This is a genomic window from Chitinophaga sp. 30R24 (genome assembly GCF_049056765.1).
In the GTDB taxonomy this organism is placed as follows: Bacteria; Bacteroidota; Bacteroidia; order Chitinophagales; family Chitinophagaceae; genus Chitinophaga.
Genome location: NZ_JBJGXX010000007.1, coordinates 61,019 through 86,559 on the forward strand (window position 1 = coordinate 61,019; position 25,541 = coordinate 86,559).

The window sequence follows — 25,541 nt, forward strand, 5'->3', positions numbered from 1 at the left end:
CGTATAGCTATTATTACGACACAGATGGATCTTGCCCCTGCAACTTTATTTCCTGGTACACCCTACGGGACGCCAAGAGCCATACAATCAACATAGAAAAAAATATTACCAGGCATTTCCAACTTAACGCCTCCCAGGTAGCATGCCAACCAACAAGCCTTACACCAACAACTAATAAATACGCCAAAGCAATAACAGTGGTAATCAACGCATACTTTACACCCGTTCTCATATAACCAGACGTTGCCAGCAGCATTTCCACCCCAGCCCGCCTACCTAATAAATAAGTGCTCACCAGCAGTAATATGAAAAAACCAACAACATATGGATTTGTTTCCGCAGCCAGATAAAACAGTATATCATTAGCAAAATCGCTACCGGCCTCTTCAACAATAGCCAGTACTTGCCAAAGGAAAATCACTACCACTAATGCTTTCACCGCTTTGCGCCCCGCAAAGGGCTTAATAGTATCTATGTTCATAAGTATAAATTGCTAATGTAATAATTGCCTCTTGCCGTTTGGTACCGCTTTACTTAAACCGCTTATCATACCGGTATCATTAAGGTAAAAGGATATAAAAGTATAACATTGACGGCTTCTTTTTAACACCTATATAAAAAGGGTGTCTCCAAATCATCATATTGGAGACACCCTTGTCAAATAATAACGTTGATGGTTATAGGATAATTATTTTTTTCACATAGCGCTTGTTATCGTGCAGCACTTCCAGAATATAAGCACCACTGGCTACATTACCGGTAGCAACATTAAAAGTTCTTGCATTGGGTTGCTGTACCAATATAGGTTGCTTACTGGCACTGATCAGGGTAGCCCTAACCGGCGACTTACTGTTGTAATGTTGCAGGATAACAGTGAATGTATTACCGGCGGTAATGGGATTGGGGTATACATTTAATGCAGCAGGCATTTGTTCTGCTGGCAACACAGGTGCGTGGGTATTGGCTACCGCAGCGGTGCTACCAGTAATAGCAGCTATTCCGCTCACTATACCAAAGTTAAAAGATTCCCAAGTCCCAACAGTTGTTCTCCAGGAGCTCATTGCCTGCACACCATTTTCTGAGCAAAGATATCCCCCATTATTTCCTTGCAGCGATATGGTACCATTGCTGTTATTGATCCAGGTAAACTTCTCCCAGTCTTCTATGGTAGCACGATTACAGGTAACAGGCTGTTCACCGTTTTCGGATGATACATACTTACCCTGACTGCGTAACGCCACCTTACCACCACCTGCATCTACTACTGTAAATTGTTCCCAGGCCTGTACAGTGGCACGGTTACAATTCATTGGCTGCTCACCATTTTCTCCGCTCACGTACAGGTTGTTATTACCACGCAACCATATCGTTTGGCCAATAGGCGCATTGCTACCCGGATTACTTGTTCTGCTAACTACAACATCATGAATAGCAGACAAAAGGGAGTTTGCCCCGGTGGCATCCTGCGATAACTCCCAGATCATAATACCACTACCCTGATCAAAAGCGAGATTAGTTTTCTGTTTAATGGTATTGATACCATTATAGCCTACATTATCGAATACATCTGCGTAAGGATTAGCCCCCCTTGCTACCAGCTGTGCAAAAGATTCCCAGGTAGGACGGCCATAAAATGGTACTCCTAACACTGTTTTGGAAGCCGGCAAACCCCGGCCCAGCCAATAGCTCATCGATTGGGTAGCGTAGCTATAGGTAGAATGGTCGAAGTTATTATAGTCATAGGCCATCAGATTGTAAAAATCCACGAGAGCAAATGCACTGTTTAAGATGCTGGCACCGCCAGTACCTACAATAGCGCCGGTTAGCAATTTCCCCCTACTATGCATAGCAGTACTGAGTTGCGACATCAGTGTAACGTAATTGTTGGCAGATGCCCCGGCATCAGGATATTCCCAGTCAATATCCACGCCGTCTAACCCATACTGGTTTACAAAATTGACGATATTGGTAACAAAGTTATTACGGTAGGTGCTGTTGGCCGCCAGCCCCTCAAAGCCGCTGTCATCCCCATCATTCCAGCCGCCTACAGAGATCAATACTTTTACGTTGTTGGCATGTGCGGTAGTTACCAGGCTTTGTAATTTAGAAGGATTGTCGATCGCCTGCAAACCTCCGGTGTTGGTAGGCAACAGGAAAGCATAATTAATATGCGTTAGTTTACTATACTGCACCTGGTTTACATTACCAGCCCAGGAGGGCATATATCCAACAACGCGGAAAGGGGTTTGGGCAACAGTGGTTAAAGTACATACAAGAAGGATAGCCAACAGCTTTAGAATTGATTTCATACAGGCATTATTTTGGTTGAAAAAGAATATAAATTCATCCTTCCAAAAATAACAGCATCGCACCTAACAATGCCTATCAGGCACTACGGCATTACTACGTCATGCCAGCATTTTTTCATATCTTACTGAAAATCAATAACGGAGGAATTAATGGAAAATTTTATTGGGTACAGGCTGGATAGGATGATCCCTTTCCCATATTTTAGCAAAAAATTTACCCCAGTCTTTAATGTATTTATAGTATTCATATTCATTTTCAAACTCCTGCAGCATATCATAACTAGGCCGGTACTCCCTCATAAAGGTGTCCAGGGCCGGCGACTGCAAACCGGTTAATTTCCCTACCAACGTCTTATTAAACCGGTGGTCTACATATTTATCGCGTTCATCTTGTTCCAGGTACTGTCTAAAAGCTTCCATCCTTTTGATCTTCTTCGCACTGAACAATAGGTCCAGGTTAAAGCCAACCCCTGCGCCTCCGTTACCAGTAGTGAGGTATTCTGGGGCATAGTCGAACACTTTTCGGTATTCATTACGGTTTTCCAGCGAATCCTGGTGATAATTATAAGGACGTGTAGAAGATACCACCACTGTGGGCAGCACTTTAACATCTACATGCAGACTCATATCGAAAGGGCGGTTGAAAGGAATCTCCTTTACGGGAAACTTCATGGTAGCTTTCCCCTGATAAGAAAAGCTGATAGAGTCGGTATAGGATACCTTAATGCTATAATGCCCTAAAGAGTCGGTAACGGCGCCAGCCCCCGAGGTGCTCATCACGCTCACCCCGGCCATGCCAAAAGTTGCCGAACGTTCATATACCGTTCCGCTCACCCGCACCGTTTGGGCAGCTGCTCCCAGGTGAAGCAATACACATACTATAAATATTAATATCTTTTGCAATGAATTGGAGGTTCCTATTTTATCCCAATCTAAGACAGGATCAAAACATAAGCAAGTATCGCCCAAATATTAACAATTCATTGTATCTGACGTAGAGGGCAGTACTACCTCCAAATTAAAAAATAGATAGATCTATCTATTTTTAGAAAACTTTTATACATTTACTATAATTTTCATTTTATGCAGGATAAAGTAAAAGTTAAAGACAGAATATTAAATACAGCTTCTGATTTATTTTACCACCAGGGATTCAATCAAACCGGTATAAACCAGATTATTGCGGAAGCTGATATTGCAATTGGCTCCTTATACAAACACTTTCCTTCCAAAAACGATTTGTTGTTGGCCTATCTGAAAAAGCAGGAAGATGAGTGGTTTGAACAGTTAACAGAATTTAGCAAAGGAGCAGAGCATCCAAAAGAAAAAATCTTCAGATTTATAGATTACCGGATAGCGCAACAAAAAAAATCAAACTTTTGTGGTTGCCCATTCACAAAAATCATCGCCGAAACAGGTGCCCAGGACCCTAAAGTACTTCAACTGGTAGAAACACATAAAGAAAAACAACGGGCGCTGTTGTACGGACTGTTCAAACAAATCCACAGCGATAGTATAGGAGATAAAAAGCTGCTTTCAGAAAGCTTCTTCCTGATGATAGAAGGCGCGATAGTAAGTACTACCATTGCCCGGAATACGCTGGCCTTGGAAAATGTGAAAAAATTCATTAAGAAATTAATCACTTGATTTTTTTTGTTACTAATAAATAGATAGATCTATTTATTTCAAGCTCCCCTTCTATGGAAGGTGAAGTGTTATTGCACATTAAAACATTACCCTCCAGGGCAACCGCTTCCCTGTGGCCTTGCAATGGATTTAACAGTACAAAGCAACACTGCAATTAAGCAGTTTATTTTTCACTTAAAAATAGATAGATCTATCTATATAATATATTATGAGATCTAATACATCCAGGTGGCTATCCATGCTGATTGTGTCATCTGCTATCTTTCTGGCAGTCATCGACATCTTTATCGTTAACGTAGCCTTACCGGCAATTAAAAAAGGGCTTCATGGCACCAATAGCCAATTACAATTTGTGATCGCCATTTATTTATTAGGTTACTCTTGCTTCCTGATCACAGGCGGAAGGCTCGGTGATTACTATGGCAGAAAGAAAATCTTTATCACCGGTATGCTCTGTTTTACTATCAGCTCTTGTTTTTGCGGGATGGCTCAATCCGGACTGCAATTAAATATAGCCCGATTTTTCCAGGGGATCAGCGCTTCCCTCATGACGCCACAAGGCGTTTCCTATATACAGGTGCTTTTCCCGGAAGCCCGGGAACGTATAAAAGCGCTGGGCATTTACGGTATCATAGCCGGTTCAGCTTCTGTTATTGGCCAATTCCTGGGAGGCCTCCTCCCCGACACCCATTTTGTAGTGGAAGGATGGCGGCTTATCTTTTTTATTAACCTGCCATTAGGACTGATCGCTATTATCACCGCTATAACTTTTTTAAAAGAAACAACAAGAAATACTTCGCAACAATTCGATTATGGCGGTGTGGCCATCCTCACCCCTGCCCTCTTTTGCCTGATCTACCCGGTAATACAAGGCAGGGAACTGGGCTGGCCGGCCTGGAGCATCTTTTTATTATTGATGTCCATCGCCCTGTTTTTCTTGTTTGGCTGGGACCAAAAACAAAAACAAGTCCGTAACAAAACCCCGCTGATAGACACTGGCTTATTTAATTACAGAGACTTCAAGATAGGTTTATATGCTACTATATTTTACTTTCTGGTACAGGAATCCTATTTCCTGATCAGTGGTGTTTTCTTTCAGGAAGGCTTAGGCATTAATTCCTATACAACAGGCGCTTATTTTGTATTCCAGGGCATTGGCTACGTCATTTCCTCTATTGCATCTGTTAAACTGGTACATCATTTTGGCAAAAAAATATTACAAATAGGCATATCCTTTATGATGATATCCCTTTCCCTCCATATTATTTACTTGATTACTTCACAAGCCCACCCATGGACATTTATGGCTATCCTATTTACCTATGGATTGGGCTGCGGAGCCGTGTTACCCTCACTGTTAGCATTGTCATTAAAGAACATTCCGCATCAGTTTGCCGGGTCTGCATCTGGCACTTATTATACGGTGCAGCAGTCTGCCATTGCTCTCGGTGCGGGCATTATCGGTGGCATCTTCTTTTATTTTACAGGCAGTACTCCGCAGCTGCAAAATTATGTAATGGCATACCGGATTGCTGTATTGGTAAGCATTATCTGCTTATTGATGGTAAACATTTGCTTATTTATTATGCCCGATAATAAAGCGGAACCAACGGATTAAATAGTATCCTATATTCATAAAAGCCGCTTATTAAAAGCATGCACATATATTATTTCTTGCTTAAAACCTATAATTTACCTATCTTTTAGGCGAATTAATGATCCATTACATTATTACTGTAGTCCTAGATAACCGATGAGATACATTGCAAATATAATTCCCGCCGCATCGAAGGTATTACCAGATTATTTTAAAGGCAACCCGGAAAAAATTAAATCCATTAGTACCAAAACCCAATGGGCTAGTTATACAATAGCCATTATTTTCTTTTTGTTTGCTTTTGGTACGCTGTATCATCCCTTGCTATCCTTACTTGCCGCTGCTATGGGACTGGGGCTATTACCTTCTGTACATAGATGGCTGGAGAAAAAATTGAAGTTCGATTACACTACTTCCGTAAAACTAAAAGCTTATGTTATCCTAACAATTCCCTTGTTATTGTTAACAGGATATTATGGTAAAACAGATACAAAGCTGGCGCATGAGTATTTTTTAAAGGAGGAGCAGATAAAACGGGAACAAGCCATTGCAGCGGTGAAAGACAGTGTCCGAAGAGACAGTTTATACACCTATATTTCTTTGCTGCAACATAAACAGAAACAAGGTAACCTCTCTTCTAAAGAAGCAGTGGCTATCCTGGAAAAATCACTGTTACTGGCTGAAAGTGAAGGAGAAAAAAGAGACGTTTCCAATATTAAGTTTGATATCGACAAGGAGAATACTTTAAGATTAGTAAAAGAAGGCAAGTACCAACCTGCTGTTCAGCCTTTAACTGAATTACTATCGCAATCTCCGGAAGATGCCATCTTATTATACAACAGGGCACTATGCTACGATAGGCTTGGCGAACCGGAAGGGGCCGTCCGTGATTTACAGCTGGCCATGAAAGCGGGTAGTAAAGAGGCAGAAAAATATCATGATAAAATTAATCCGGTTCGTAAAAAGGTAATTGGATATGTTACCAGATGTTGCGACGGCACAACTTCTTCTGCCAGTGGAAGAGGCGCCTGTTCCTGGCATGGAGGCGTTTGCAATTGGAATGATCCCATTTATGAAACTTACAGAAAATATGAATAGCCCATGCTTAATACACCATTTCAGCTATTGCCACTGCGAAAAACAGGTTTTCTCAGAAGTATCCTCAAGCAACAAATTGATGTTAACGCTTTAATAGAATTAAATAATTTGCTGGCAGCTTTTCCTGTTAATCAAATTAACACAACCGCCATCTCCGATATTGAGCGTAAATATAATATAGACTTGCATAAAACATTTACCCTAAATATGCAGGAGTTCTATGCTGTTTATCTGCAATTTTCCTTGGATCAACAAAAAGGTAATCCTGTGGAGCAGGAGGATTTGCCACATCTTCAGCGCCTGTTAAAGCTATCGCATGAAGAAATAACATCCCTACATATTAAAATCGGTGAAAGTTTCTTCAGGGACGCTGTGGCAAAAACCATTGCAAACGGCATTTACAGCATTCCAGACCGGAATAAACTTGAAACGCTTGCCGATAACTTAAAACTGCCTAAGCACATAGCAATGGGAATCAGCTTACAACTTAGACAGGAATATGTAAAAAAACAGATGCTTCCCATTTTTAGCAAAAAGCGGTTATCATCCAACGAGAAGATGGACTTACTGGTATTGGGAAAAAATATGAACATAGATATTTTGAATGATGACCTTACTAAAAAACAATTACAAGAGTTTGAAAACTATTGGCGCCTGGAAAATGAACCATTACCAATAGTGACTACGGATATTGAACTAACGAAAAATGAAATATGCCATTTTCATCTTAATAATGTCAGCTGGTATGAAGATCGGGCTATAGGCAATGGCAAATATCAACCCAAATTAATTCAAAAAGGCACATTGTACCTAACCACCAAGCAGCTTGTTTTTGTGAGTGATGAAAAAACATCAAAGATACGTATGGATAAAATTACCCGTATCGTACAACAAAAACAGGGAGTGGAAATCATTAAGGATGCCGGCAGAAACCCTACACTGCATCTGGCAGATCGCGCCGAAATGTTTTCGATTATCTTACAAAGATTGGTTAACCAGAAAATATAATACCGCACCGCTCTTTACAGCCCGATTTCCTGGGAGCGCGGGCCTGGATCTATAACCCTATAAAACCGGTATTTGCAATACCTTGGTTTTATAGGGTTAATCATTTATTGTTCCCACTAGGTAATTTTCCATTATTATTATACCTTGTCTTATTATTTGTTACTATTCGATACGCAGCTTTATTTTAAATATTGTGAATGATCAACCAATACGGGAACATGAGGAGCCTGACGGTTCGTTTATTGTCATTAGCCAGCCATTATCTAGTAAACTATTAATATCCATTCATTGAGTGACAGTCATTCTTTTGATACTCCTGAACTTTATCAACGTATAGCCGCTGGGGATGAATCAGCTTTCAGGAGGCTTTTTGCATTGTACGTACCGCCATTACAGGCCATGGCCACTCGCATCACAGGTTCTGCCGCAGTGGCAGACGATTTGGTGCAAGACACCTTTCTTAAAATATGGATCAGCCGCGACCAATTGAAGGAAGTAACACAGCCAGGCGCCTGGATCAAAAAGATCTGCTTTTTCCTGGCTGTGAACTATGTACGTCGCCAGACCATTCGCGATAAAGTGATGCATACTGTGGAATATGAAAAAACGCTGACAAGTAAAGCACTTCCGGTAGCTGAGATAATGGATTTCCAACAATTGTTAAACCTGGTGAACAAGGCTGTTCAACAACTACCTGCCAGGCAACAACAAATCTACCGGCTAAGCCGGGAACAGGGGCTTTCTATAGCGGAAATAGCAGAACAGATGGGCCTTGCCATTAGTACTGTTAAAAATCTGCTGGTGATGGCACTGAAGCATATACGGGCTTTCCTACAAAAGTCGGGTTACCATTTGTTGTGGATATTATTAATGGAGCGGCTTTTCTAAACAACGCTCTTCCTGAAAAAAATTAATTTTTTTCGGTACCATTTTCCCGCTCAATTGTCTGATATAAATAAGGGGAGATATCAACCGTCTTCGTTTACCTGTATTACCGGATATTAATGAAAGAAAACGCCCGATTACACTATTTACTGGACTGCCTGACAGCACATACTGCCACCACAGCAGAACTGGAAGAGCTCATCTCACTGGTCGGCCAAGACCCGGGCGATAATACTATTGCCATGGCAGTATCCTGGCTGATGGCACCTAATGCAACTGCCTCACCGGCATACGATGAACAACATTGGATGCAGGTGGCAAACCAGATATTAATGGCAGACAAGCTACCGGGCGATGCTATTTCCTGGGTGCCGCCACGTATGCATTTTTTGCACAAGTGGGGTTGGGCTGCTGCAGTAGTGTTATTATTGGGGACTGCCGCCTACTTCGTAAATCATTATACCCGTAAACCTCCGGCCATGGTGTTCACAGAAACCCCGTCAACAGTTATAGCGCCGGGTAAAAATGGGGCGGTCCTTACGTTGGCAAATGGCGCTCAAATAGTGCTGGACAGCCTGGGCAATGGTATTATTGCCCAACAAAACGGCGCCCAACTGGTGCTAGATAATAACGAATTGCAATACACGGGAGCAGCATCTGATGCCAACGCAACAGCTTATAATACGATCAGCACCCCTAAAGGCCGGCAGTTCCGGGTAGTACTGCCAGATGGCACTAGGGTATGGCTGAACGCAGCGAGCAGCCTTCAATACCCTATAGCCTTCAATGGCAAAGAAAGGATAGTACAACTCAATGGTGAGGCATTCTTTGAAGTGACAAAAAATGTACAACAACCATTTAAAGTAAGGATACTACAACAACTGAACATTGAAGTATTAGGCACCAGTTTTAATGTAAACGCCTATACGAATGAAAAAAGCAGTACCACCACTTTAATTGATGGCGCTATTGCTATATCCCTTGCTCACCAAACATCAACACCTATGGTGTTAAAACCAGGTGAACAACTACAATCGCAGGATGGCAATATGAAGATAAACCGTCATGCCAACGTAGAGAAAGCAGTAGCCTGGAAAAATGGCTTGTTCAGCTTCCAGGATGTAGGCTTAAGGGAAATGATGCGGCAGCTGGAACGCTGGTATAACCTGGATGTAGTGTACGAAGGCAATGTACCCGACGTAAAATTTTTTGGTGAGATGAGCCGGGCCTTGCCCCTCTCTGATGTGCTGGCAGGACTGGAAAGATCTGATGTACATTTCCGGCTGGAAGATGGACGACGGTTGGTGGTAATGCCTTAAAAATATGAATGGATAACATAAAGCTATAGAAAGATCACAAAAATCTACCGGCAAAAAAACGGAAGTGCGCTAACACTCCCGTTGGATTTGTCCGGTTGAATAAACTCAGGTTTCGCGACCTCCATTTTTAACAACCAAACGATGCAAATCTATGCAAAAAACTGCTTATTGGAGCCGTTGGGACTTGCCATACCGGCTCTCAACCAAAATGCTCCGGATTATGAGATTAACAAGCTACCTGCTTCTTACCATTTGTTTACATGTATCAGCCAGCACATTTTCGCAATCCGTTACTTTCTCCGGAAAGGCGGTAACAATGGAAAAGTTATTTACCGCCATTAAAAAACAAACCGGCTTTGTTGTATGGGGCAAATCCGAATTGCTCCAGCAAACCATTCCTGTATCAGTATCTGCGCAGCATATGCCGCTAACCAGTTTTCTCCAACTGATCATGAAAGATCAACCTATTCACTACAAAATTGCTGGCAATACAATTATGTTATATAGTAAGCATGCCTTGCCAGCCAACGATGAGGCAACGTTGGATGAAAAGCCAGTACCGGTAACTGGCCGTGTAACCGACAGCACCGGCGCCCCATTACCCGGAGCTACCGTACTGGTAGCAGGGTCTAAACAGTCTGCTATTACCGGCACAGATGGCAATTTCACTATCAATGCCAATGCCGGAGACGTTATCCGGATCAGTTTTGTAGGCTATCTCGCCAAAGAAATTACCATTACAGCAGACATGCTTAAAACTGGTAACATAGGAGCCATTACACTGTACATAGTTACTTCTACGCTATCGGATGTAAATGTAATTGCCTATACCGGATACCAGGCCATCCCAAAAGAGCGTGTAACCGGTGCCTTTAGCATCATCACTGAAAAAACGCTCAATACCAGAATGGAAACCAATATACTGGACCGGCTGGAAGGCACTGTGGCAGGCCTTTATATACAGAATGGTGCTGTTAATGTCAGGGGGCTTTCCACTATCTATGGCAACCAGGCGCCCTTATATGTGGTAGATGGTTTTCCCTATGAAGGAGATATTAACTTAATCAATCCTGCCGATGTGATCAACGTCACCGTGATGAAGGATGCGGCAGCCGCTTCTATTTACGGAACCAGAGCCGCCAATGGGGTGATCTCTATCACTACCCGCCTGGGTAACAGCAGAAAACCCATAGTTAGCTTCAGCAGCACCGTTTTCATGACTCCCATTCCTAATGCCGGCTACCTGCACCTGCTCAACGCTTCGCAAATGGTGGGGCTGCAGCAGGAGCTGTTCAATATGTGGCATCCCCCTTTCAATGATGCTATCAGGCGCGGAGCCCAACCGAAAGCAACAGAAGCGTTGTACAACTATGAGCAACAATTTATCAGTAAAGATCAACTGGATAGTATCCTGGACCGCCTAAGCCAGGCCAACGGCCAGTCGCAGATAGAAGACCTTCTGATGAGGAAAATGCTTAAACAAAGACATAGTTTCTCTGCAAGTGGGGGCAATGAAGTGCACCAGTACAATTTAACCATGAACTATACCGGCAACCGCGGATATGCCCTCAGCACCCGCGATGAAAGTGTTAATGTGGGTATTAAAGACAGGATTAAAGTATTTAACTGGTTGGATGCAGAGGTAGGTGCTATTACTAATTTCAATAATGGAAGTGTTAATCAGGAAAACCCTGGATCTTACTATACGGGGATGCCCTATGAGGTATTGAAAAACCCTGACGGTAGCCTCGCACCATGGAATTATTTAAAATCGCCATACGAAATAGACCGTTTAAAAAGCCTGGGACTATACGATGAAACCTTTAACCCGCTGAATGAACTACATAAGTCAGACCTCTCCTATTGGTCTAACTATTTCAGGCTACAGGGAGGCTTCACCGTTAAAATCACCAACGGGCTTAATTTCGAATTAAAATACCAGACCGAAAGAGGTGCCAGCAATTCCAAAACATGCTATTCTTCCGATTCTTACTACAGCAAAAACATGATCAATGATGCCGCGCAAATAGTAAATGGGGAGGTGGTTAAAAATGTACCTGATGGCGGACAGATTTATGAAACCCGGGGCGACGCAAGGTCCTATACCGCCCGCGCACAACTGAACTATAACCGGCGTATTAATACCCATCACTATATTTCCGCACTGGCAGGTACAGAACGAAGGGCCGTGGCACAGTCTTCCACCACTGTCTTCAGATTGGGATATAATGATAACAACCTACAGTATACTCCTATAAATGAGGCTAATTTAGGTAGCTTGAAGGGTACGGAATCACTGAGCAGTAATTTTTTCTACGATTATACTTCCCATAATAATTTCCATTACGGTGAAGACCGGTACATTTCTGCCTTTGGCAATGCAGGATATACTTACAATGACAAATACAATGTAACAGCCAGCGTAAGGGTAGACAACTCTAACCTGTTTGGCACAGATCCCCGGTACCGCTATCTACCCCTTTGGTCGGTAGGCGCCAGCTGGAGAATGTCGGAAGAAAATTTCATGAAAGATATTACCTGGCTAAACAGCCTCAGTATCCGGTCTACCTATGGCCTGAGCGGCAATATTGCCAGACAGGTGGGCCCTTACCTGCAAGCAGGTGCTTCTTTCTCATCAGAAGCCAATGCACCGGCCACAGATATCCTTTATCCACCCAACAAATCGTTACGATGGGAAAAAACCGCAACAACCAATATAGGCGTTGACTTTGCCCTGTTTAATAACCGTATTGCCGGCTCAGCAGACTATTATATCCGTAAAAGTACAGACCTGCTGGGAGAAAAGGCAACAGACCCCACCAATGCCTTTACTTCAGCCTTAATCAACTATGGTAGCCTTAGCAATAAAGGGTTTGAAGTAACACTCAACACCTCCAACATACAGCAAAAGCATTTTAGCTGGAACACTACGCTGACTTTAAGCCTGAACAAAAACAGGATGACGAAGATCAACACCAAATATGAAACAGTAGACGGTCTTACCGCAGGTTATGGCGTAAACCGCATAGGCTATCCGATGGATGCTGTTTTCAGTTTTAAATGGGCTGGCCTGGACCCTGCCAACGGTTCTGTAATGTTATATGGCGCCGCCGGAAAAGTAGTGAAGAACTATGATCAGGATGGGAATATTGTGGCGAACATGACAGATGTAAACGCGCTGGCGTACAGCGGTACCCTGCGGCCTACTTATACCTCCGGGCTTACCAATACTTTTACCTACCAACAGTTGTCGTTGAGTATTATGATCATTGCCAACGGTGGTAATGTGCTGCGTGATGTGCCTCCTGCCATTTCTTATGGTGGCCTTACCCAAAATACAGACAGCCGGGTAATGAACTTTTGGCGGCAACCTGGCGATGAGAAAAAAACCGGTACCCTGCCGGCTCCGGATCTGAAAGGCAATGGCGGCAACTATTATACTATTATTTGGTATGCAGCAGATAAAAACGTACTGAAAGCGGATTATATAAAAGTAAGGGATATCTCACTCTCTTATAATTTTTCCCCTGCGTTATTCCATACTAAAAAATTATCCGCTGTTAAGTTGATGCTACAGGTACAGAACCCATTCCACTGGTACAGGAATGCGGCAGGAATTGATCCGGAAGCTTACCAGCTTTCCAGTTCCTATGCTATCAGAACACTACCGGTTACCCCTACTTATATGGCGGGCATCAACATCACTTTTTAAAATTAACAGCCATGAAAAAACTACATCTATATATTATAACCAATCTCGCGATTATTTCAGGATGTGATAAGTTCCTGGACATCAAACCAAAAGATAAATTCATCCCAGTAACAGTATCAGACTATGAGAACATGCTCAATTCCGGTACCATGGTGAACTATGGAGATTATTTCGAAGATCTTCTCTCTGATGATGTTTATCTGCCGGAAGGAGATCCGGGCAACCTGTTCACCAAACAGCAACTACCCGGACGGCGGATCTATACCTTTAATCCCAATGTAAATGACCAGGGCACGCCACAGCCCATGTGGAGCGAGTCTTACAAGCGGATCTTCTATTGCAATACGATTATCAACAACATCATGAACGCAACAGAAGGAACAGCAGAAAATAAGCGGAGCGTACGTGCAGAAGCGTTATTGGGCAGGGCTATGGAGCACCTGGCGCTGGTAAATATGTATGCACAACATTATGATGCCGCCACCGCAGCCACACAATTGGGCGTCCCCATTGCGCTAGTAGCCGATATCAACGCTAAATTCAAACGCAATACCGTTAAGGAAGTATACGACCAGATCATCAGCGATGCCAACGAGGCGATACCAGATCTTCCGGTTAAACATAAGCTAACCAAATTCAGGGCCTGCAAAGCCGGCGGCTATGCGCTGTTAAGCAGGGTATACCTGTTTATGGGCGACTACGACAATGCAAAGAAAAATGCAGACCTGGCACTTACACTGCAAAGTGAACTGGCAAACATGAATAAATACAACGTAACAGTGCCTGGCCCTTTCCCCAATATACCTGGCACACCACTCGGATGGACCGATATCCCTGATGGACAGTACAACACAGAAACCATCGTGGCCAGGCATTTCCTGCGGCCTTTCGGCTTAGGAATGGACGTTTGCGCCTCTCCCGAGCTAACAGCACTCTTTAGCAGCGATGATAAACGCTGGGCACTATTCTACGCTGATGGCTGGCCCCCTGCACCTCCTTATAATTACATGAACAGGTTCCATGTACGGTTATTCCTACGCGGCGACTATTACAGTAATTACCTGAACGTACCAGAGCTGTATCTCAACAGGGCAGAATGTAATGCCCGCAGTAATAACCTGGCTGCAGCACTGGATGATATCAATAAATTAAGGGTAAACAGGATCGATCCCAGCACCTATCAGACATTTACCCCTGCCGACTTTAACAACGATGCCGAAAAAGTACTGCGTTTTGTATTGGAAGAAAGAAGACGGGAACTGGCTTTCACCAATATGCGGGTAATAGACCTGAAACGGCTGAATAAAGAACCGCGTTTTCAAAAAACGATCACGCATACCGCGGAAGGCAAAGATTATCAATTGTTGCCTGGCAGTAATAACTATGTACGGCAGCTCTGGCCGGATGCTACCATATTTAACCCGGACTGGCCGCTGAATCCATAACTTTTTATCCTAACCCTGTTCTCACAGTGGCGCCGTGAAATACCGGCGCCATTCAATTACTGTGTACTTAATTCATCACAAATGCAAGATAATATCGTAAAAATTGAAGGGCTCTCCCACCGCTACAGTAAAGACTGGGCAGTAAAAGATGTCAGCTTCGGTATCAATAAAAAAGGTATTGTGGGGCTGCTTGGTTCTAATGGCGCCGGTAAGTCCACTACTATGAATATTCTTTGTGGCGTGCTAAGTCAAACCGAGGGCAAAGTCCTGATAGAAGGCATTGACATGAGAATAGCTCCTGAAGAAGCCAAAAAAAGGATTGGCTTCCTGCCGCAAAATGCGCCGCTTTACCTGGAGCAAACAGTAGATGAATACCTTACCTATTGCGCTCATCTCCGGCATATAGATAAGCGCCAGATTAAACCAGCGGTGGAGGCGGTAAAAGAAAAATGCGGCGTGGCCCATTTCAGCAAAAGGCTGATCGGCAACCTTTCCGGCGGTTACCGCCAAAGAGTGGGTATCGCACAGGCACTGATACATACCCCACTACTGGTAGTATTAGATGAACCCACCAATGGCCTCGATCCCAACCAGATACTGGAAGTAAGGCAGCTGATAAAAGAAATAGCCAGCGACCGGGCAGTGATATTTTCGTCCCACATCCTCTCTGAAATACAAGCCACTTGCCAGGATATTATTATGATTGAAGGCGGAAAAATAGTGTTTAAAGATACGATGGCTTCTTTCAATAATTACATAGAACCAGATAGTCTGATCACCACTATGGCCAATCCACCTGATGCCACAGAACTGAAAACACTCAAAGGTATCAAGGATGTGGAGTTTCTAACGGGAAACACTATACGCTTACGGTTTGAACAAACGCCCGACATTACCGAAAACATAGTAGAGATCAGCGTCCGCAGGGGATGGAGATTAAAAGAGATCACCCTGGAGAAAAGCTCTCTGGACGATATTTTCGCCCAATTATCCAACAAAAAAAATAAATCCGCCCTACCATCATGAGAATCGTTTTCAGAATAGCCCGCCAGGAGCTCAGCCTCCTGTTCCATTCGCCAGTTGCCTGGCTGATCTTAATTGTATTCCCGATACAGGTAGGCATCGACTTTGTGTATTACCTCCAGATGATCGGACGTGCGCAACGCATGGGACATCACTTCACCGATGTTACATTTATGATATTTGCCAGCAAAGAAGGTTTCTTTCCCGGCGTAAAGAGTACACTCTATTTCTATATTCCGCTTTTAACAATGGGCCTGATTAGCCGGGAAACACACAGCGGTTCTATCAAATTATTACTATCGTCTCCCATTAAAGTCAGAGATATTGTATTGGGCAAATACCTGGCGATGATGGGCTACGGAGCTTTACTACTGGTGATCATTTCCCTCTACTGTATTGCCGGCGCTTTTTTCGTGGCGCATATCGATTGGGGCCTGTTAACATCCGGAGCACTGGGATTGTACCTGCTGATCTGCGCATATGCAGCAATAGGTATTTTCATGTCGTCGCTTACCACCTACCAGGTAGTAGCTGCTATCAGCACCCTGGCTATTCTTGCTGTACTCAACTTTATTGGTAGCCTGTTACAGGGCAACGATGCCATACGGCATATTACTTACTTTATGTCTATTGCCGGCAGAACAGAGCAACTTATTTATGGATTGATCAGCACAGAAGATCTATACTATTTCTTCCTGGTAATCGGTTTCTTCCTGGCTGTTACAGGCATGCGCCTACAAGACCAACGCGAGGCTAAACCAGCCTATATACGTGTCATCAGGTATACAGGATTGGTAGCATTCTGCTTCCTGACCGGATACCTCAGCTCCCGTCCCTTTTTTACCGGCTATCTAGACATGACAGCTACCAAAACGCATACCCTTGGCCAGCAAAGCAGGGAGCTCATAAAAAGTATGGATCAACCACTGAAGATCACTACCTATGTGAACATACTAGACAACAATTATTACCTGGGCGCCCCGGAGAAAAAAAGTGCAGACGAAAGACTACTGACGCCTTACCGGCGCTTTATGCCCAACCTGCAGATGAATTACGTATACTATTACGATTTTGCTTACAACAAAGAACTGTATAAAAATTATCCGGGTGAAAGCGATGCTGCCATTGCTAAAAAAGTAGCAGACATACAAGACATCAGTTTCAGCAAAGTATTGTCTCCAGCACAAATCAAAAAAATGGCAGACCTGAAGCCGGAAGAGAACCGCCTGGTCAGACAACTGCAGTATGGCGATAAAAAAACTTTCCTGCGCTATTACGATGATGTGATGATATATCCCAGCGAAAAGGAATTTACAGCCGCATTAAAGCGCGTTGTAACCCCTGTTGCCATTCCCCTCATTACTTTCCTGACCGGGAACGGGGAAAGAAGCATTACCAAAGCCGGTGATGCCGATTTCAGAAAATTTGTGAATGAGCTGTCTTTCCGGGGAGCATTGATCAATCAAGGCTTTAATGTAGATACCGTCAACCTTAACCAACAAGATATCCCCGCATCCACCGCTGTACTTGTGATAGCTGCTCCTAAATCACCGCTCACCGCTATAGCACAGGAAAAACTGCGTCAATACATGGCCAGCGGCCGCAATCTTTTTCTGATTACTGAGCCGGGATCATCCGCTACTTTCCAGCCCCTGTTGCAACAATTAAATATACAGGCCGGAGAAGCCCCTATACAAATAGAAAGCCGGGATTATGCACCAGATTTTATACTGGCAAGCCTTTCAGATCAGGTAAACTTACTCTCCCCTCAATTAACTGCCTATAAAGCAGACAGCGCTATCGTTTCCCTGACAGGTGCTGTAAACCTTAGCTATACCGGTCGGCAACAATTCCATGCCATCCCATTATTGGTTACCCCAAACAACCAAGTACTGGCGATGGCCCTGGAGCGGAAAATGCAAAATAAAACACAACGGATTATTGTTGCCGGCGATGCAGACTTTATGAGCACAGGAGAATTATCACGGCGCCAGCCATCTACCTGGAACCAGGCGTTCATCACAGAATTATTCCGGTGGTTTACCTATGGAGATTTCCCGGTAAATACCGGCTCCATCCCTTCCAGGGATACTATTGACACTGATGATACAGGAATACTTTATATGCGGAGCTTCTTCTTTGGCGTATTACCGGCTTCACTGCTAACTTTTGCTACTGTACTACTGATATTCAGGAAGAGAAGATAAGATTAAAACCAACCCACTATAGTAAAAAGGTCGCCTAGCAGCAGGCGGCCTTTTTTGATTTATACGCAGCAGGCTACTCCTAATACCTGATACCAACACCAGTTAGATTTGTGAACAAAAGCCCTACTAACTTGTTACCGAGATACTACAAAATCGTGTTCGTGTCGCCCCTCGTCTCCGTTGAAACGGAGGAGACGGGAGCACATCAAACAAACAAAACGGTGCTATGCTTTTAATGATTAACGGAGGTTCTTCAAGCATTAAGTTTGCCCTGTATAAGCAAAGCGAAATACCTGAAAAAATCTTATCAGGACAAATAAGTAAAATCGGTTTTAAAGATATTAAATTCAGTTTCAGTGAATCGAATGTGCCCGAAAAAACATCATTTCCAGCTATTGTAAATAGCTATGCTTCTGCCATAGCTTATCTTATAAGCTGGCTCGAAAAACAAGTGGATTTAAAAAAAATAAATGCCATAGGACACCGCATTGTTCATGGTATGCAATATCTAAATCCATCCTTTATTACGCCCGCGCTCGTGGAAGAACTGAAACAAATTATCCCATATGACCCCGACCATCTTCCTAATGAAATCCAACTAATTGAGGTATTTAAACAACATCATCCAGACACTATCCAGATTGCCTGTTTCGATACTGCTTTTCATCAAACCATGCCGCGTGTAGCTAAATTGCTGCCTATACCGAGGCGGTTTGAAAAATCAGGCATACATAGATATGGCTTTCATGGCCTCTCTTATCAATATCTCCTACAAGCGCTTGAAAGAATAGCCGGCAAAGTGGCCGCCAACGGACGGGTAGTGCTGGCCCATCTGGGCAATGGCGCGAGTTTAGCTGCAGTACACCATGGAAGCAGTGTTGATACCAGCATGAGCTTCACACCTGCAGCAGGCATCCCCATGAGTAGCCGTTCCGGTGACCTCGATCCGGGTGTTGCCTGGTTTATCATGAAAACGGAACATTTATCTGCAGACGAGTTCAATCATCTTGTTAATCATGAATCCGGCTTGTTGGGCATTTCAGAAACAAGCGGTGATATGAACGATTTATTGAAACAAGCAGAAAAAGACATCAGAGCTGCGGAAGCGGTAGACCTGTTCTGTTATGATATAAAAAAAAGAATTGGCGCTTATGCCGCCGCATTGGGAGGCATTGATACCCTGGTGTTTTCCGGCGGAATAGGTGAAAATGCCGCCATTATCAGACAAAGCGTATGTGAAGGATTAGCATTCCTGGGAATTGAATTGGATAGCAAACGTAATCATGCAAATCAGGACCTTATTTCAACGGATGAAGGAAATGTATCCGTGCGTGTTATACCAACTGATGAAGAAGGGATGATGGCAGAAATAGTAAACAAAATGATCACTGATAAAGCGAAACAGTAATAACCATTAAATAAAATTATTAAAATGGATACCATATCACCCGCAATAAGCAAAAACAGTCCCTTATCTCCGGATTTATTGAATAAAATCCATGCTTATTGGCGCGCCGCTAATTATTTATCGGTAGGGCAACTCTACCTGCGTGATAATCCCCTGCTAAGGGAACCGCTCAAAATAGAACATGTAAAAAATATGCTGTTAGGGCATTGGGGAACTACACCAGGACAGAATTTTATTTACACCCATCTTAACAGGATTATCAACCAATATGACCTGAATATGATTTATGTATCAGGTCCGGGACATGGCGGACCGGCAGTAGTAGCCGGCACTTACATGGAAGGTACTTACAGCGAAGTATACCCTGCCATCACTCAGGATGAAGAAGGGCTCAAAAAACTATTTACCCAGTTTTCCTATCCTGGTGGTATTTCCAGTCACGCTTCACCACAAACGCCTGGTTCTATACATGAAGGGGGCGAGCTAGGTTATGCGCTCAGCCATTCCTTTGGGGCGGTATTGGATAACCCGTCATTAATTGCAGCCTGTGTAGTAGGCGATGGAGAGGCAGAAACAGGCCCGCTGGCTACAGCATGGCATTCTAATAAATTCCTTCATCCACTTAATGATGGCGTAGTACTACCAATTTTACATCTCAACGGATATAAAATTTCTAACCCAACCGTGCTGGCAAGGATTACGCATGAAGAATTAGAGCAGCTATTCAATGGCTACGGCTGGACGCCTATTTTTGTGGAAGGAACCGAACCAGCGCCAATGCATCAGGCTATGGCAGCTGCATTGGACACTGCCGTTGCAATGATCCGGCAAATAAAGGCAACAGCTATACGTCAGGGAAGTAATGTTACCCGGCCCAGGTGGCCTATGATCATTTTACGGTCTCCTAAAGGCTGGACCGGTCCAAAAGTGGTGGATGGTTACCAGATAGAAGGTAATTTCCGGTCACATCAGATTCCATTATCCGTTTCTGCTAATACGCCCGACGAACATTTGCAACTACTGGAAAAATGGATGCAGAGCTATAAACCAGAAGAATTATTTGATGAACGTGGCCGCCTGAAAAGTGATATTGCAGCATTAGCACCAAAGGAAGAAAGAAGAATGGGGGCCAATCCGCATGCCAATGGCGGAGTATTGATGCGCAACCTGCGCTTACCCGACTTCAGGGAATATGCCGTAGATGTGGCTGTACACGGTACTGCAGGAGAGGGAGACGTACATGTAACCGGACGTTTTCTACGGGACATCATCCGGCAGAATGAAGACAATAACAATTTCAGGGTTTTTGGTCCTGATGAAACAGTGTCTAACCGCCTGGAAGCAATATTTGAAGCCACCAACCGCCAATGGCTGCCCTATATAGAAAAAACAGATGAATTTCTGGCGCCATCGGGTAAAGTAATGGAAATGCTGAGCGAACATCAATGTGAAGGCTGGCTCGAAGGCTACCTGCTTACAGGCAGACACGGTGTGTTCAACTGCTATGAAGCCTTCATTCACATCGTTGATTCCATGTTTAACCAACACGCCAAATGGTTAAAAATGACACTTGAAATTCCCTGGCGGAGAAAAATACCTTCTTTAAATATTTTACTGACTTCCACCGTCTGGCGGCAAGACCATAATGGTTTTACCCATCAGGACCCTGGTTTTATAGACCATGTGATCAACAAGAAAGCCGAAATTGTACGGGTATACCTCCCTCCCGACACCAACTGCTTATTATCTGTTATGGATCATTGTTTGCGCAGTACCCATTATGTGAACGTTATTATTGCCGGGAAACACCCATCTCCCCAGTGGCTTAATATGCAAGACGCTATCGAACATTGCACCCGGGGCATCAGCATCTGGAGCTGGGCCAGTAACGACCAGGAATGCGAACCCGATATTGTGATGGCATGCAGCGGGGATGTACCCACACTTGAAACATTGGCAGCTGTAACTATTCTCAGAAAACACCTGCCCGATCTGAAAATCAGGGTAATCAATATAGTTGACCTATTAAAGTTGGAAAGGCATACAGAACACCCCCATGGCTTAACCGATAAAGACTTTGACTCCCTGTTTACTACCAACAAACCTGTTATTTTCGCCTTCCACGGTTATCCATGGTTAATCCACAGGTTAACCTACAACCGCGTCAATAATAATAATATCCATGTGAGAGGATATAAAGAAGAAGGCACCATTACCACTGCATTCGACATGACCGTACTCAATGATATGGACCGTTTCCACCTGGTAATGGACGCCATAGACCGGCTTCCCCAAACAGGCAGTAAAGGAATTTATCTGAAACAGCAACTCCAGGATAAATTAGTGGAACATAAACAGTATATAGCAGCCAATGGTGAAGACATGCCAGAGATCAGGCATTGGCAATGGGAAGTCTGATGGTAATACCAGAAACTACTGGCCATGGTACCTCTTATTGAACCAATTCTTGACAACTTGTGTAAGGGCCACGTAAGCAAACAATATACCCGCCAGCCATAACCAATAGGTAGAAGGTAAGCGAACAAATCCTAATATGGCTGCCAACGGGGAAACTGTTAACCAAACACCTATTATTACCACGATCAGGGAAGTCATTATCAAAGGCCAACTGGCCCTGCTTTCTATGAAAGGTAATTTGTTAGTGCGGATCACATGGATAATCAGCGTTTGCGTGAAAAGCGATTCTATAAACCAGCCCGTATGAAAAAGTGCCGGCTGATGTTTGCCATCGAAAAAGTGCCAGAGTATAAAAAAAGTAATGTAATCGAATATAGAGCTGATAGGGCCAATCACTAAAATGAAGCGCTGGATTTCTCCAATGGTCCATTTACGGGGCTTCACTAACCAATCAGCGTCAACATTGTCTGTTGGAATAGTGGTTTGGGAAAAATCATATAACAGGTTATTGGTTAGCACCTGGATAGGTAACATAGGCAAATAAGGCAAAAATGCACTTGCTCCCACTACACTGAACATATTACCAAAATTAGAACTGGCCGCCATCCTGATATACTTGATAATGTTCCCAAATACCCTACGTCCTTCTGAAACGCCCTGTTCCAGTACCAATAAGCTATTTTCCAACAAAATGATATCGGAAGATTCTTTTGCGATATCCACCGCACTATTTACAGAAATACTTACATCCGCCACTTTTAGTGCCGGTGCATCATTGATGCCATCTCCCATAAAACCGGTTACATGCCCTTTATGCTGTATCGCCTGAATAATACGTTGCTTATGCACCGGCGCCAACCTGGCAAATACGCTGTAATTCATCACTGTTGCCGCCAGTTCTGCCTCATCCATTTTCTCAATTTGCACGCCCAACAATATACGCTCAACGGGTACCCCCACCTTTTTACAGATATAAGCCGTTACGATTTCATTATCTCCCGTAAGTATTTTAACATCTACCTTTAAAGCAGCCAAACGCCTTAATGCTTCTGTTGCAGATACTTTTGGAGGGTCCAGGAAAGACAAAAAACCAGACAGCACCATATCCGATTCATCCCCGATGGAATAAGTCGGCTCATCTGGCGCCCCTGGCATTTTCTTATAAGCCAGGGCTACCACCCGGAATCCCTGTGCATTCATTGCCGCTACCTTATCCGCACACTGCTGCCGTTTTTCTGGCAGTAAATCAGTTACTTCACCATTTACTTCCACCTGGCTGCATATTTCCATCAGTCCCTCTACAGCGCCCTTACAAATCAGGATATTTAAACCATCTTTATCGTCTAATACAACAGACATACGTTTACGGACAAAATCAAATGGAATTTCGTCGATTTTCCTATAGCCGTTACGCATATTTAATGCTGCAGTAAGCTCTTCATGATCCAGGATAGCCTCATCCATGAGGTTTTTAAGACCGGTATGATAATAACTGTTGAGGTATGCGTAATCAAGCACCTTCTGACTGGCATTGCCTTCCGGGTCCAGATATTGTTCCAACACAATCCTTCCTTCCGTTAGCGTACCGGTTTTATCAGTACATAATACGTCCATGGCCCCAAAATTCTGAATAGCATTTAATCTTTTTACAATCACTTTCTTATGCGACATGGCAAGGGCCCCTTTAGAAAGATTAACGGTAACAATCATAGGGAGCATTTCCGGGGTTAACCCTACTGCCACCGCCAGTGCAAACAAAAATGCCTCCAGCCAGTTATGCCTGCTAAGGCCATTGATAATAAATACTGCAGGCACCATCACGAAAATGAAACGGATCATTAACCAGGTAAAACTGTTAATGCCCTTATCAAAACTGGTAGATACCTGCTGACCTGTAATATGGGTAGCCAGGGAGCCAAAGTTGGTTTTAGCACCTGTATGAACCACCATTGCCGTTGCTGTTCCACTTTCTACATTAGAGCCCAGAAAACAAATATTATCTGCATCCAGGGGATTACCTGTGGCCGGGGAAGACGCAATAGCAGACTTCTCCACCGGCAACGATTCTCCTGTTAATGCAGCCTGATTCAGAAACAGGTCTTTCGCAAAAAGTACCCTAACATCAGCTGGTACCATATCCCCCGCTCCCAGTTTGATCACATCGCCCGGTACCAACATTTTAAGTGGCACCTCTATATCCTTGCCATCTCTGCATACGGTAGCATGTGTGCTCACCATGGCTTTCAGCTTTTCAGCCGCCTTATCTGCCCGCATTTCCTGCACATAACGTAGTACTATACCCAGGATCACCATAATAAAAATAACGATGGTTGACCTGATATCCCCTGTTAGTAAGGAGATAATACCAAGTATACTCAGGAGAATAACCAAGGGGTTTTTCAGGTTTCTCCATAACCTCAGCCAGGGCGATAATGGTTTTTCTCTTGCTATTTCATTAAAACCATATTTATTTAGCCTCTTGCCAGCCTCCTCCGCTGAGAGTCCTCCAGGAACATAACCAATTGCTGATTCCATCTTTTCCAATGGGAGATCAGTAAGGTCTTTTTCGTTATTTTCTGCCTGGGGGTCTATTGTCATCATACCATTACTTTACGGATGTGTAATAAACACTGGAACATTGGTAGTACGTAAAACACTTTCTGCATCGCTGCGATGAAAAAACCGGGAAACACCACTTCGGCCATAAGCGCCATAAGTAACAATGCAATCCTTCCGGTGTATTAGCATTGCCAGAAACGCTGTTGCCGGCTCTCCATTCAAAATAATAAATTCTACTGTATCGTAGTGCAATTCCAGGTATTCACGGAGCTTTTGCTCCCATGGAATTGTTTTGTAATTCTTCTCCGATACGTATACCACTTTCACCGGCATATCAGAAAAACCCGGGAAAAGCTGGGTAAATTGCCGGATAGCATACATAGATGAAAAAGTGCCATTATAAGAAAACACAATCTCATTGATGTGAGAAAGCACTTCCGGCAATACCATCACCGGGCATTCTGCTTCAACCAGTACATCCTTTACAAACCTTGGCGGATTACTATCCGCCAGCGTAGCAAAAGAAGTGCTGCTACTAATCATTAAAAGATCGGCAAACCTACTTTCAGCGACTACTTCTTGTGCCGGAAAACCGGCTGCTTCCCGTATGTTGATATTAACGTTACAATTATCACAAACTTCATGCAATTGTTTAATATTGGAATTTCGTTGATATTCCAATGCAGCCCTGTTTTCTACTGTAATTTGTTCATAATTGATCGTATAGGCTTCAGGATACGCACTTGCCAACGAAATAAGTTCACTGGAAATATTATCCAGGCATACTACTGTAAGCGGGCTGTTGGCTTCTTTAGCAAAATATTTGAAGCCATCTACCTGTTCATCTGAAAAATGAAGGGCATCGATTGCTGCTATTATCTTTTCCATAATGATGACTATTTTGAA

Annotated in this window: 17 protein-coding genes; 12 read left to right on the top strand and 5 right to left on the bottom strand. The window is 43.5% G+C overall.

Features of this window, described 5'->3' with window-relative positions; translation table 11 throughout:
* Positions 1–13 precede the first annotated feature (13 nt).
* The 3 genes from ACDQ55_RS15440 to ACDQ55_RS15450 form a co-directional block, all read right to left on the bottom strand.
* Positions 14–481 carry a hypothetical protein gene (locus ACDQ55_RS15440; RefSeq protein WP_420982307.1) on the bottom strand — a complete coding sequence of 156 codons (468 nt, stop codon included), beginning with the start codon at positions 479–481 and terminating at the stop codon, positions 14–16.
* A 196-nt stretch (positions 482–677) separates the two neighbouring features.
* The gene (locus ACDQ55_RS15445) at positions 678–2,309 is read right to left on the bottom strand and encodes a glycosyl hydrolase family 18 protein (protein ID WP_420982308.1); all 1,632 of its coding nucleotides are present in this window, start codon (positions 2,307–2,309) and stop codon (positions 678–680) included.
* Positions 2,310–2,456: 147 nt separating this feature from the next.
* The gene (locus ACDQ55_RS15450) at positions 2,457–3,212 is read right to left on the bottom strand and encodes a hypothetical protein (RefSeq protein ID WP_420982309.1); all 756 of its coding nucleotides are present in this window, start codon (positions 3,210–3,212) and stop codon (positions 2,457–2,459) included.
* Positions 3,213–3,392: 180 nt separating this feature from the next.
* Between ACDQ55_RS15450 and ACDQ55_RS15455 the strand changes: the two genes are divergently transcribed.
* The 12 genes from ACDQ55_RS15455 (at position 3,393) to ACDQ55_RS15510 (ending at position 22,076) form a co-directional block, all read left to right on the top strand.
* Positions 3,393–3,956, top strand: a complete 564-nt coding sequence (locus ACDQ55_RS15455) for a TetR/AcrR family transcriptional regulator (RefSeq protein ID WP_420982310.1) — start codon at positions 3,393–3,395, stop codon at positions 3,954–3,956.
* Positions 3,957–4,164: 208 nt separating this feature from the next.
* Positions 4,165–5,574: an MFS transporter gene (locus ACDQ55_RS15460; protein WP_420982311.1), complete on the top strand. Its 1,410-nt coding sequence runs from the start codon at positions 4,165–4,167 to the stop codon at positions 5,572–5,574.
* Between the two features lie 135 nt (positions 5,575–5,709).
* The gene (locus ACDQ55_RS15465; RefSeq protein WP_420982312.1) at positions 5,710–6,651 is read left to right on the top strand and encodes a tetratricopeptide repeat protein; all 942 of its coding nucleotides are present in this window, start codon (positions 5,710–5,712) and stop codon (positions 6,649–6,651) included.
* A gap of 3 nt (positions 6,652–6,654) precedes the next feature.
* The gene (locus ACDQ55_RS15470; RefSeq protein ID WP_420982313.1) at positions 6,655–7,659 is read left to right on the top strand and encodes a hypothetical protein; all 1,005 of its coding nucleotides are present in this window, start codon (positions 6,655–6,657) and stop codon (positions 7,657–7,659) included.
* 288 nt (positions 7,660–7,947) lie between these two features.
* Complete coding sequence (locus tag ACDQ55_RS15475) at positions 7,948–8,547, top strand: RNA polymerase sigma factor (RefSeq protein ID WP_420982314.1); 600 nt, start codon at positions 7,948–7,950, stop codon at positions 8,545–8,547.
* A 116-nt stretch (positions 8,548–8,663) separates the two neighbouring features.
* Entirely contained in the window at positions 8,664–9,863 is a 1,200-nt protein-coding gene (locus tag ACDQ55_RS15480) for a FecR family protein (protein WP_420982315.1), read from the top strand.
* Positions 9,864–10,083: 220 nt separating this feature from the next.
* Positions 10,084–13,575, top strand: coding sequence for a SusC/RagA family TonB-linked outer membrane protein (locus ACDQ55_RS15485; protein WP_420982316.1), 3,492 nt, complete (start codon positions 10,084–10,086; stop codon positions 13,573–13,575).
* Between the two features lie 11 nt (positions 13,576–13,586).
* On the top strand, positions 13,587–15,020 hold the full coding sequence (locus tag ACDQ55_RS15490) for a RagB/SusD family nutrient uptake outer membrane protein (RefSeq protein WP_420982317.1): 1,434 nt from the start codon (positions 13,587–13,589) through the stop codon (positions 15,018–15,020).
* An 81-nt stretch (positions 15,021–15,101) separates the two neighbouring features.
* Positions 15,102–16,046, top strand: a complete 945-nt coding sequence (locus ACDQ55_RS15495; RefSeq protein WP_420982318.1) for an ABC transporter ATP-binding protein — start codon at positions 15,102–15,104, stop codon at positions 16,044–16,046.
* The gene (locus tag ACDQ55_RS15500; RefSeq protein ID WP_420982319.1) at positions 16,043–18,250 is read left to right on the top strand and encodes a Gldg family protein; all 2,208 of its coding nucleotides are present in this window, start codon (positions 16,043–16,045) and stop codon (positions 18,248–18,250) included. Before ACDQ55_RS15495 ends, ACDQ55_RS15500 begins: the two co-directional genes overlap by 4 nt.
* A 226-nt stretch (positions 18,251–18,476) precedes the next feature.
* Complete coding sequence (locus tag ACDQ55_RS15505) at positions 18,477–19,658, top strand: acetate/propionate family kinase (RefSeq protein ID WP_420982320.1); 1,182 nt, start codon at positions 18,477–18,479, stop codon at positions 19,656–19,658.
* Between the two features lie 24 nt (positions 19,659–19,682).
* A complete protein-coding gene (locus ACDQ55_RS15510; RefSeq protein WP_420982321.1) occupies positions 19,683–22,076 on the top strand; it encodes a phosphoketolase in 2,394 nt (797 codons plus the stop codon).
* Between the two features lie 15 nt (positions 22,077–22,091).
* On the opposite strand, the gene mgtA is transcribed toward ACDQ55_RS15510, so the two are convergent.
* Positions 22,092–24,677 (bottom strand): magnesium-translocating P-type ATPase, encoded by a 2,586-nt coding sequence (mgtA, locus tag ACDQ55_RS15515; protein ID WP_420982322.1) that lies wholly within the window; start codon positions 24,675–24,677, stop codon positions 22,092–22,094.
* A 9-nt stretch (positions 24,678–24,686) separates the two neighbouring features.
* Positions 24,687–25,523, bottom strand: a complete 837-nt coding sequence (locus tag ACDQ55_RS15520; RefSeq protein ID WP_420982323.1) for a hypothetical protein — start codon at positions 25,521–25,523, stop codon at positions 24,687–24,689.
* Positions 25,524–25,541 lie beyond the last annotated feature (18 nt).